Annotated in this window: 7 protein-coding genes and 2 pseudogenes; 6 read left to right on the top strand and 3 right to left on the bottom strand. The window is 41.6% G+C overall.

Annotated elements, in window-relative coordinates:
• The 3 genes and pseudogenes from MHM99_RS19960 to gdhA form a co-directional block, all read left to right on the top strand.
• Positions 1 to 231 (top strand): annotated as a pseudogene (locus MHM99_RS19960) (NO-inducible flavohemoprotein); the annotation flags it as partial.
• A 404-nt stretch (positions 232 to 635) separates the two neighbouring features.
• Positions 636 to 1037 carry a GreA/GreB family elongation factor gene (locus MHM99_RS19965; RefSeq protein WP_049588182.1) on the top strand — a complete coding sequence of 134 codons (402 nt, stop codon included), beginning with the start codon at positions 636 to 638 and terminating at the stop codon, positions 1035 to 1037.
• 25 nt (positions 1038 to 1062) lie between these two features.
• Complete coding sequence (gene gdhA / locus MHM99_RS19970; RefSeq protein ID WP_049588184.1) at positions 1063 to 2415, top strand: NADP-specific glutamate dehydrogenase; 1353 nt, start codon at positions 1063 to 1065, stop codon at positions 2413 to 2415.
• A 78-nt stretch (positions 2416 to 2493) separates the two neighbouring features.
• On the opposite strand, the gene MHM99_RS19975 is transcribed toward gdhA, so the two are convergent.
• Positions 2494 to 3252, bottom strand: a complete 759-nt coding sequence (locus MHM99_RS19975; RefSeq protein ID WP_049588185.1) for an IS5 family transposase — start codon at positions 3250 to 3252, stop codon at positions 2494 to 2496.
• A gap of 545 nt (positions 3253 to 3797) precedes the next feature.
• Positions 3798 to 5465, bottom strand: coding sequence for a hypothetical protein (locus tag MHM99_RS19980; RefSeq protein WP_049588186.1), 1668 nt, complete (start codon positions 5463 to 5465; stop codon positions 3798 to 3800).
• Between the two features lie 195 nt (positions 5466 to 5660).
• On the opposite strand from MHM99_RS19980, the gene MHM99_RS19985 reads away from it, so the two are divergent.
• The 3 genes from MHM99_RS19985 to MHM99_RS19995 all read left to right on the top strand — a co-directional run bounded on the left by MHM99_RS19985 (position 5661) and on the right by MHM99_RS19995 (position 8728).
• A complete protein-coding gene (locus tag MHM99_RS19985) occupies positions 5661 to 5873 on the top strand; it encodes a type II toxin-antitoxin system prevent-host-death family antitoxin (protein WP_049588195.1) in 213 nt (70 codons plus the stop codon).
• A gap of 1209 nt (positions 5874 to 7082) precedes the next feature.
• The gene (locus MHM99_RS19990) at positions 7083 to 7715 is read left to right on the top strand and encodes a cation transporter (protein ID WP_015067954.1); all 633 of its coding nucleotides are present in this window, start codon (positions 7083 to 7085) and stop codon (positions 7713 to 7715) included.
• A 203-nt stretch (positions 7716 to 7918) separates the two neighbouring features.
• Positions 7919 to 8728, top strand: coding sequence for a permease (locus MHM99_RS19995; protein WP_049588196.1), 810 nt, complete (start codon positions 7919 to 7921; stop codon positions 8726 to 8728).
• A 17-nt stretch (positions 8729 to 8745) separates the two neighbouring features.
• On the opposite strand, the pseudogene MHM99_RS20000 reads toward MHM99_RS19995, so the two are convergent.
• Positions 8746 to 9294, bottom strand: a pseudogene (locus MHM99_RS20000) (IS66 family transposase); the annotation flags it as partial.
• Positions 9295 to 9569 lie beyond the last annotated feature (275 nt).

Raw genomic sequence — 9569 nt, forward strand, 5'->3', positions numbered from 1 at the left:
AACCTGCAGTCGCACACGTGGTATGAAAATGACGTTAGCAGTAGTCAAAATGAAACTACCGGAAGAATGAAAATAGAAGACGTTAAAGGTTCTTTACCACTGAAAGAGGGCGAGTTTTATCTCTGTGGACCTTTGCAATTTATGCTTGCTATCAAGCATGAATTATTAGCCTTGGGCGTCAGTCAATCGCGAATCAATTATGAATTATTCGGGCCGCATCAAGAAGTTTAATCAAGTTTCAACGATGATTGACGCCAATAAACTCTTTGATAAATCAGCAAGAAAAATACCTTAAAGAATAAAATATTGCTCATGACGAAAAACTCAGAATTTTTCACTGCTAATTCCTTAAATACGGAGCGTTATAATCTTAAAAGTTCTTGTTATTTTTTTATTAAGTATTAATATCAGTGACAGCAATGAGGAAATCATGACTAAGCACTGTAATCTCAACAAGAGCATTTTACTCACCTTACCCAATTAAGCCGGATGCAGTTCTGCATTCGGCCGCCTCTTATTTATCTAAAACCAGAAATACCGTACCGGAATAAATTAAAGCTATAGATTAAATTTATATTTCCTCACAGGAAAGGCTCTCCTGCGCGTGATTTTTAATTCAAAGAGGAAGGATTATCATGTCAAGAAAACCTAACATCACAATTTCATATGAAGACTTGAGTGATATTGAAGAACAGCTAAGAAAAATTAAATTACCGACTGAAAGGTTTGACGAATTAGAAAAAGAATTAGTTCGCGCCAAAGTCGTTAACATTAAAGATCTTGCTCCAGACGTCGTGGCAATAGGTTCTCAGGTTACATTTAAAATAAGTAAGTTTGATAAATACTTGACTAAAACACTCTGCCTTCCATTGGATATGCATAAATACGAAGACGGCATTTCAATTTTCGCACCAATTGGCTCGGCATTAATAGGTTTAAGAGCTGGTCAAAAAATTAGCTGGAATACTAAAAGTGGCGAACAACAAATTGATATATTAGAAGTAAAAAGAAAAGTCCGTTATCTCGTCTGTGATTAGAAGGTAATCATTAACAGGTTGATTTATGAATTATTTAAGTACTACTATTTCTCAGCTAAAACAAAGCAGTCCGGCACAAACTGAATTTTATCAGGCTGTTGAGGAAGTCCTGCGAACTCTGGAACCTGTTCTGGAAAAAAACAACTATTATGCGAAGCATTCAATTATACAGCGATTAGTTGAACCCGAAAGACAAATTATGTTTCGGGTGCCCTGGCAAGATGACAGCGGAAATATACAGATTAATAAGGGATACCGCATTGAATTTAATTCGGCACTTGGTCCGTACAAAGGAGGACTTCGTTTTCATCCTTCGGTCAATGCCAGTATTATAAAATTCTTAGGATTTGAACAAATATTTAAAAATGCGTTAACTGGCCTGCCAATTGGGGGGGGCAAAGGAGGCGCAAATTTCGATCCAAAAGGACGAAGCGATGCCGAAATAATGCGTTTTTGTCAGTCATTCATGAACGAACTCTATCGTCATATTGGACCCAATACTGATGTGCCTGCCGGTGATATTGGTGTAGGCGCCAGAGAAATAGGCTACATGTTCGGTCAATACAAAAGACTGACCGGGAAATATGAGGGCGTACTTACCGGAAAAGGTTTGCTTTGGGGGGGGTCGTACGCGCGAAAGGAGGCAACAGGATATGGAACAGTATATTTCGCAGATCACATGCTTAATGCACGAGGCGAAAACTTACAAGGACAACGTTGCCTCGTGTCCGGTGCTGGAAATGTCGCTATTTATGCAATGGAGAAGCTTTATCAACTTGGTGCTACTCCTATTGCCTGTAGTGACTCAACCGGTACGCTATATCATGCGCAAGGGTTGGATCTGTCTCTTATTAAGGAACTCAAAGAAAAAGAACGTACTTCGCTTTTACGTTACTTAAAGTCTCACCCCAGGGCACAGTTCATTCCGATCAGTGAATATCCTTCAGGAGGACATACTATTTGGCGATACAAGGCAGACTTAGCGTTTCCATGTGCCACACAAAATGAGTTAACAACTCGTGATGCCGAAGCACTGGTTTCTAATGGATGCAAATTGGTGAGTGAAGGTGCAAATATGGCTTCTTCACAAGGTGCGGTAGAGTACTTTCTTAAAGCCGGTATTTCTTATGGTCCGGGTAAGGCCGCTAACGCCGGGGGAGTAGCGACAAGTCAGTTAGAAATGGCGCAAAACGCCAGTATGCAAAAATGGACTTTCGAGCAAGTCGATTGTCAATTACTACAAATAACGAAGGATATTTATCTACGAGCCAGTGAGACTGCAAGAGAATTCGGTGCGCCCGGTAACCTTGTATTAGGAGCTAATATTGCTGCCTTTCGTCGGGTTGCAGACGCAATGATTGAGCAAGGTGTAGTTTAAAAAACGCTTAAAGTGAATTCAGATCGCCTCGAAATTCATGTCAAATCTAGAGGCTGTTGATCTTTGAACATTATTTGTTCAGCAGTACATTGGTAGCCACATCATCATGAATGCCAATGCGACTGTACTGCTATAGTTTAGAGCTAGCTTGTCGTATCTTGTTGCTATAGCACGGTACCTTTTTATCCTCAAAAACGCGTTTTCAACAAGGTTCCTATATCGATACAGGCACCAGTCCATATCGGCATTACCTAACTTGTTATTTCTTTTGCGTGGAATTTTGGCATCTGCTCCACTTTCTTCTACATAAGCTCTAAAGGATTCACTGTCATAGCCTTTATCAGCACAAACAATATCGGCTTGTGGAGAGTTTAGTATCAGGCTTTGTGCATGTACGATGTCATTCACTTGACCACCGGATAGTTCAAAATAAACGGGCAAGCCACCGCTATCTACTGCAAGGTGAATTTTCGTTGAGTTACCACCTCGACTTTTTCCGATGGCCTCATCTTGTTTACCCGCTGCACCGCTACTATCCTGATGCGCTTTAACTATACTACCATCAAGAAACAACCATTCTGGGTCACCCTCGGAGGCTAAGCTTTCAAATAACTTTTGCAATATGCCTTTCTTCGACCATAGATTGAATCGTCGGAAGACCGTATTCCAGAGACCAAATTCAGGTGGCAAATCTCGCCACTGAATGCCGGTACGCATTCGGTAAAGTATGCCCTCCAGCCTATTTCGGTGCTCATATTTGTTATAGACTCTACCACTCTCCTTTAGCAGTACTTTTAGGATTTCCCACGCATCATCTGTTAGCATCGTTCTTGGCATAGCAACATTACGGTTAATTATTTTTGGCGAAACAATTATACCTCGTTGCTATGCCGACTGCTTTTCATACAAAGATTAACAGCCTCTAGTGAAGTCAAAAAATAAAAACCGACTCAAAAGTCGGTCTCAGTATCTTCTTCTTTAGAAGAAGATGGCACCAATGGGCGGGCTTGATGGGACCGACCTTGAACCGCCACGCTATCGCTAGCAACGGATTTTGAAAAGTTGGTTTTTGAAATAGTTATTGTAATTCAGCAAGTTAAATTGTAAGAATGACGCTTTGCAAATTATTTGCATGACTAACAGTTTTTCGCATAGAAAATGCGTAGCGCTACTTTACCCGATTCTCCCTTCCCCAGTCCATGAAGCCCCAAACAAAGCTGATGAGGTTTAGGTGGAATCCCTTTCTATCAGATTCAAATAAACGGTGTGTTTTGATCTGAAATTCCATGCCATAACAAATAAATTGATGTTTATTGAAGACGCTATAATTACTGATGCCGCATGCATTCGATTAGAGTAAATGACGGTTTTTATCACCGGATTCATATGTGCCAAGATATCAGCTCGCTAAACAGAGGAGTCGCGATAATTTCTTTGGAAAAGCTTATTCTTTTTTCATCGGTACTTTCACGTTTTTCTATTAGTCCGACTTGCCATGCAAAGTCGAACCAGAAATGAAAAATATACTGGGAGGGAAATTCTATCGTTGAAAGCTCTGACACCGGATCTGCTTGATCTGGGAAAGCCTGCTCATATAGTACTTGGTATTCTCGGTAATGTCGCCATTCAGCGCCAAGATGACGAAGCATATACAATGAGTAACCTATACTGAACTGATAGAATGCACAATCGCTCTCATTACCACTAATGTACGCCCAGTTGTACTCAGTAGCATACGTCTGAAACAGTACTTGATAAAGTTCAGTCGCAGCTGTCTTATCACCTTGCTGTATGCGCTCATAAAGTTGCCATGTTGATTTCAATGGCTTCCAGCGTCCACCGTGTTTACGAATTAATTTGGCAATCAACAAGATGCTGCGAACTACATGTAGGTTAATGAAATCGTCTTCTTTATTTATTTTGGAAACGATAAAGTTGGGAGTAAACTCTTTCACATAACTATCGAATAGAGACCGACATAAATTGCGGGGCAAATTTCCATTGGCGGTGCACTTAACTCCATCAGCCCCTAACGCTCCTATTAAATTTACAGCTAACCAATAAACAGGGGCTGATGTAAATTTGGTAACATTCGAAAATTGCCAGCTAAGTAAATCACTGGATTCGAAAGGCTCAGTAAGTAGCTTGTGAGTTTGGCTTGGTGTGAGGTTAAGCATATCAGTATTTGGTGAACTGTTATGCTCATTCATATAGTTCTCAACAAATGCTTGGGCATCCTCAATTGAATTAAACTGCTCGTTGGCCACGGCTTGTGATATTGCCTGATTGAGTTCAGTGGCAGGATTTGAGGTTTTCTCTTTTTCTGCATAGAAATCGGTAATACCAAGTCCGGGAAGCTCTTTTATCTCTCCGTCTTCAAGCGCTTTTAATAATGTCAGGTTAGTTTCAGCTAACCGGTAATCTGGATCAATAGCTAACGCTCGATGAAACGCACGTTTTGCAGACAAGTGATCGCCTAAATACATCTGACAAATTCCGAAATTGCCGCAGCTTTGTACATGCTCAGGCTGGCTTTTTAACAGCAGAGTAAAGCAGTTTGCCGCTTCACTGAACTTATGACTTTCTAACAATACAACACCTTCTTCAAAAATTTTGGCGTCTATAAGGTACTGTTCTAAAGTGAGGTGTTTGGGAAGTTGTTCTCTAATCGCCTGGAGATGGAGTCTGGCAGGTTCATATTGATGAAGTTCTTCCGGTGACGCACTGTCCAGCGCATTTTGAAAAGCTGCTAAAGATTCAGCAATTGAGCCAGATTTTTCGGCACAGAGTCCAAAATTAAAGTATACAAAAGCAGGTGCGTAGCCACTGTTTATTGCTTGCTTAAAAAACAAATAACCATCGGTATGATCGTCATCGATAAATACAGCTGCTAACCCTTGAAGCGCGAAGCAAACAGGATGTCGGGGGAATTTCCTGACCGCCTTTTTTACAATGAGTCGGGCAAGTTTGTAATCTTCGTCATCAATGGCATCAAAAAATGCGTCAAGCCGCATCTCTAATTTCGGGAGATCTTTATCAAACTTTGTCAAGTAAGTGGTCTTTAATCGCTGAATTGATGTGTAAGCATAACATGCAGAGTTTTCAATTTTGAAGCCGAATTGATTAAATAAATGTTCCGGTATAGGTATATCATGAAAATATTGCGGGCCACTCGGAAATCTATCCGTTTCATTTTTCGTCTATCGGACTATAGTAAGCCTTTATTTAGACCAATAGAGATTGTCATGAAAATTCAAACTGTATCTTACATGAAGGAAAATGCGAATCATCTGGAATTGGATAATCCCATTTTGGTCACGCAAAATGGCAAGCCAAAGTATGTTATTCAGGATGCGAATGACTACGAAGAGCAACAACAAGCTCTAGCATTATTGAAGCTCATTAATTTGTCAGAGGCAGGGCTGATTGAACTGGGTGATGCATTTGGCGACGATTGAATACAGTCTCATGGATGATACATCCGCGTTTGAATAGAAAATAAGGCATAAAAAAACCGACTCAAAGTTCGGTTTCAGTATCTTCTTCTAAAAGAAGTAAATGGTACCAGTGGGCGGACTTGAACCGCCACGCTATCGCTAGCAACGGATTTTGAAATAAATGCGCATACATTACTTTATTGAAATCATGGGTATATGTTTACATTGAGAAGCTTTGCAAATTCTTTGCAAAGTCAGGCCTCATTCCTACGAACAATGTCAAGAAATCTCTTCCGCTTACTTATCAGGTTGTAATAGTAAAAATCATCAAATGTAATAGTCTTCCGGAACACCTCATCCTGCCAACGGAAGCACGTCACCAACAGAATATGACAGGCAGTATTTTAAGGACATAGAAAGTGTCTAGGAAAGTCAGGCCTTGCCAAATGATCCCCGCACCAATAGTTAAAGTACAAATACGCAACAATCCATAAAGCCATTAATTGAATCAGGGATGGATTAACATCGCCAAAAACGTGGGAACAATGAGTGAGTTTTTAACGCAATGGCAAGAGACTGCTCATACTACCTTGGCACTGTTTATATGGCTTTTTAGGTTTTCGTGCTTGGCTACCTAATAAGCTCAATGAGCCAAGTCTTTGTCAACAAAAAGCGAACGCAAAAACCTATGGAAAAATTGGAGCCAAGAGTGCCCGCCTACCTCTAGTCTAAGGGTACTGCACTCTAAGGCCTATGATGGTTCAATTTGACGTCATTATGGCTTTGCCGGTTTACATAAATGCGGGTGGTTCAATTAGGGAGTACATAAATCATGATGAATTGTATGGGAGAGACGATGGGGGTTGAAATGATGATAGGTATGGGTTTGATCTGGCTACTGGTAGTGATGGTCCTAATCGGGGCAGTGGCTGCGTTGTGGAAATACTTACGTTCAGATAAAGCGCGTGATGAATAGAATTAAACATTTGTCTGCAAGCCCGCAAGCAAATGTCATTTCTTTTCCTTTTTAGTAAATGTTGTCTGGAAAATGTGGTAGGCCCCTTTTATAAAACCTGGTCACAATGGACCCCATGTACGCAGTGCTTATCTGTACTCAGGCAAGTTTTGGAAATGGCGTAATTAGCTTACTTGACTTCTAAAGAAACAAGTATAGAACGAGTGCGAAAAAATATGAAGATTTTATTGGATGGAATATATAAAAGGTAAAACATGGAACCAACAAGAAAAAGTGATTTAAAAAAGGCCAGAACGCTTCAAATATTAAATGTCATCTATGATGCAATTGAAGTCATAGTAGCTTTAATCGCAGGAATAATTGCTAATAGTTCAGCGCTCATAGGGTGGGCATTGGACAGTACAATAGAGGTGTTAAGCGCTACCACGCTAGGCTGGCGTCTACACGGCGAACTTAAGGGAATTGATAAAAAACAAGTAAATAGACGGAAGAAAATCACTCTCTACGTGATTGCCGTATCATTTACTTTGGTCTGCATATTTATATCTTATGATTCCGTTACAAAACTTCTTAGTCAGCAAACGTCAAGCTGGAGCACTATGGGGTTAATCATTTTAGTTACTTCCTTGCTTATCAACCCGATTTTGATTCATTTCAAAAGAAAATATGGCCGCAAGCTGGATAGCCCGGCGTTACTCGCCGATGCTAAAGATACCTTTATCTGCTTATACCAAACGATCGTTGTCCTTGCCGGTTTGCTATTGGTAAATTGGTTTGGTTGGTGGTGGGCTGATCCTGTGGCGGCATTGCTCATTGTACCTTATGCAGCAAAAGAAGGTTGGGAAGCTTACACTAAAGCAAGAGACATCAGTATTGATGAGAAGTAATACCCGCATCACCTTAAATAATTCATTCTCTTAGCACTGACTTGTTTCGTCACGTATCAACCAAGTGCTTCAGGCTCAGGCATCATGATACAGCACAGAATGTAATGTTCCATGCACCGATGGTTGAGATACAAATACGCAGCAATCCATAAAGCCATTAATTGAATCGGCGATTGATTAACATTGTCTTAAAGGAGAGAACAATGAGTGAGTTTTTAACGCAATGGCAAGAGGCGGCTCACACTACCTTGGGTCTGTTTTGGATGGCTTTTTGGGCTTTCGCGCTTGGTTACCTAATAAGCTCAATGATCCAAGTTTTTGTGACCAAAGAGCGCATGCAAAAGTCCATGGGAAAAGCCGGCCCTAAAAGTGTGGCATTGGGCACTTTCTTTGGTTTTATTTCCAGTTCATGTTCCTTCGCTGCGTTATCGACGACGCGTGCCCTATTTGTAAAAGGTGCAGGCTTAGTTCCTTCGCTTGCTTTCATGTTGGCGTCCACCAACCTGGTGGTGGAATTAGGCATAATCATTTCTATTTTTCTTGGGTGGCAGTTCGTTGTAGGAGAATATGTCGGTGGTATTCTGCTTATCCTGGCCGTGTGGCTTTTGGTCAAACTGACGTGTAAAAAAGAGCTTGAGGAAAAAGCGCAATCACACGCGAAAAAAGCAGAGGGAGGCGACAGCCAGGCAAATAGTAAGGAAAAAGGCTGGAAAGATAAAATAATGAGTAAAGCAGGATGGCACCAAGTTGCCAGCCGTTACACAATGGAATGGAAGATGGTATGGAAAGATGTAACCATTGGATTTACGGTTGCCGGTATCATCGCGGTATTCGTTCCCACTGAATTTTTTCAATCTCTCTTCATAGGGGCCGGACAGGAGTCGAATTCCTTTTTACAAATTCTCGCACAGACAATCGTAGGCCCAGTCGCGGCTTTTTTTACGTTTATTGGTTCAATGGGCAACATTCCGCTAGCGGCGGTGTTATTCGGGCAGGGGGTCAGTTTCGCGTAAACGTCCGCTAATCCCACCTAGCGCTTAGCAAAGTGCCATGGTAGAAGTTGCTCGATATCGGCGTTGGGCCGACTGAGTTCATCAAGGCAAGACATCACATACTCGAACACATTGAGGTCGTTGGCTTTTGCGGTTTCGATGATGCTGTAGAGGATGGCGCTGGCATTGGCGCCGGTAGCGGTCTGGCTAAACAGCCAGTTTTTTCTGCCTATCACGAACGGTTTAATCGCGCGCTCAGCGCGATTGTTATCGATATTCAGTAATCCATCGAGTGTGTAGCGTGCAAGCTTTTCCCATTGGTTCAAGCAGTATTGTATCGCTTCACCTAATTTGGTTTTCGGTAGCACTTGTTGTACTGATTTCTCTAGCCATGTATGGAGCTGGTTGAGCAACGGCAGGCTCTTTTCTTGTCTGGTAAGGTAGCGCACCTCCACCGTTTTATCTTTTAATTGAGTTTCGATGCGATAGAGTTTTTGGATGTGATTGAGTGCCCAGTCTGCTTTGCCGCTGCCTTTTTTACCCGCGCCTTTCTTTGCTTCCATAAACTTACGACGTGCATGGGCCCAGCTTGCGACAGGCTAAGCCTGAGAATAAAGGAGGTAAAAAAAAAAAATGTAGTAACCAAAATTATTCGTTGAATTCCAGAGGGTTCAACTCCCTCCCGGTAAAAGCTAACCACTAGCCGGAAGCGAGTCTTGCATGGGTAACGGTAACGCTATTCGTGAAGCGTAGACAGCAGGTACTAAAGCCGCGGGATTGAGTCTCGATATCATGTTCACGTTGGAGGCTTCATTTTGTTGGGAATGGGGTCAGTACAGTACATATCGTAATGGTAAGAGAT

Source organism: Alteromonas sp. MmMcT2-2, assembly GCF_022348305.1.
GTDB classification, from domain to species: domain Bacteria; phylum Pseudomonadota; class Gammaproteobacteria; order Enterobacterales; family Alteromonadaceae; genus Alteromonas; species Alteromonas macleodii.

Excerpts from the sequence above, each read along its gene's own strand:
- MHM99_RS19975 (WP_049588185.1), bottom strand. The coding sequence starts at position 3,252 with ATGCCAAGAACGATGCTAACAGATGATGCGTGGGAAATCCTAAAAGTA.
- MHM99_RS19985 (WP_049588195.1), top strand. The coding sequence starts at position 5,661 with ATGAAAATTCAAACTGTATCTTACATGAAGGAAAATGCGAATCATCTG.
- MHM99_RS19990 (WP_015067954.1), top strand. The coding sequence starts at position 7,083 with ATGGAACCAACAAGAAAAAGTGATTTAAAAAAGGCCAGAACGCTTCAA.
- gdhA (WP_049588184.1), top strand. The coding sequence starts at position 1,063 with ATGAATTATTTAAGTACTACTATTTCTCAGCTAAAACAAAGCAGTCCG.
- MHM99_RS19995 (WP_049588196.1), top strand. The coding sequence starts at position 7,919 with ATGAGTGAGTTTTTAACGCAATGGCAAGAGGCGGCTCACACTACCTTG.
- MHM99_RS19965 (WP_049588182.1), top strand. The coding sequence starts at position 636 with ATGTCAAGAAAACCTAACATCACAATTTCATATGAAGACTTGAGTGAT.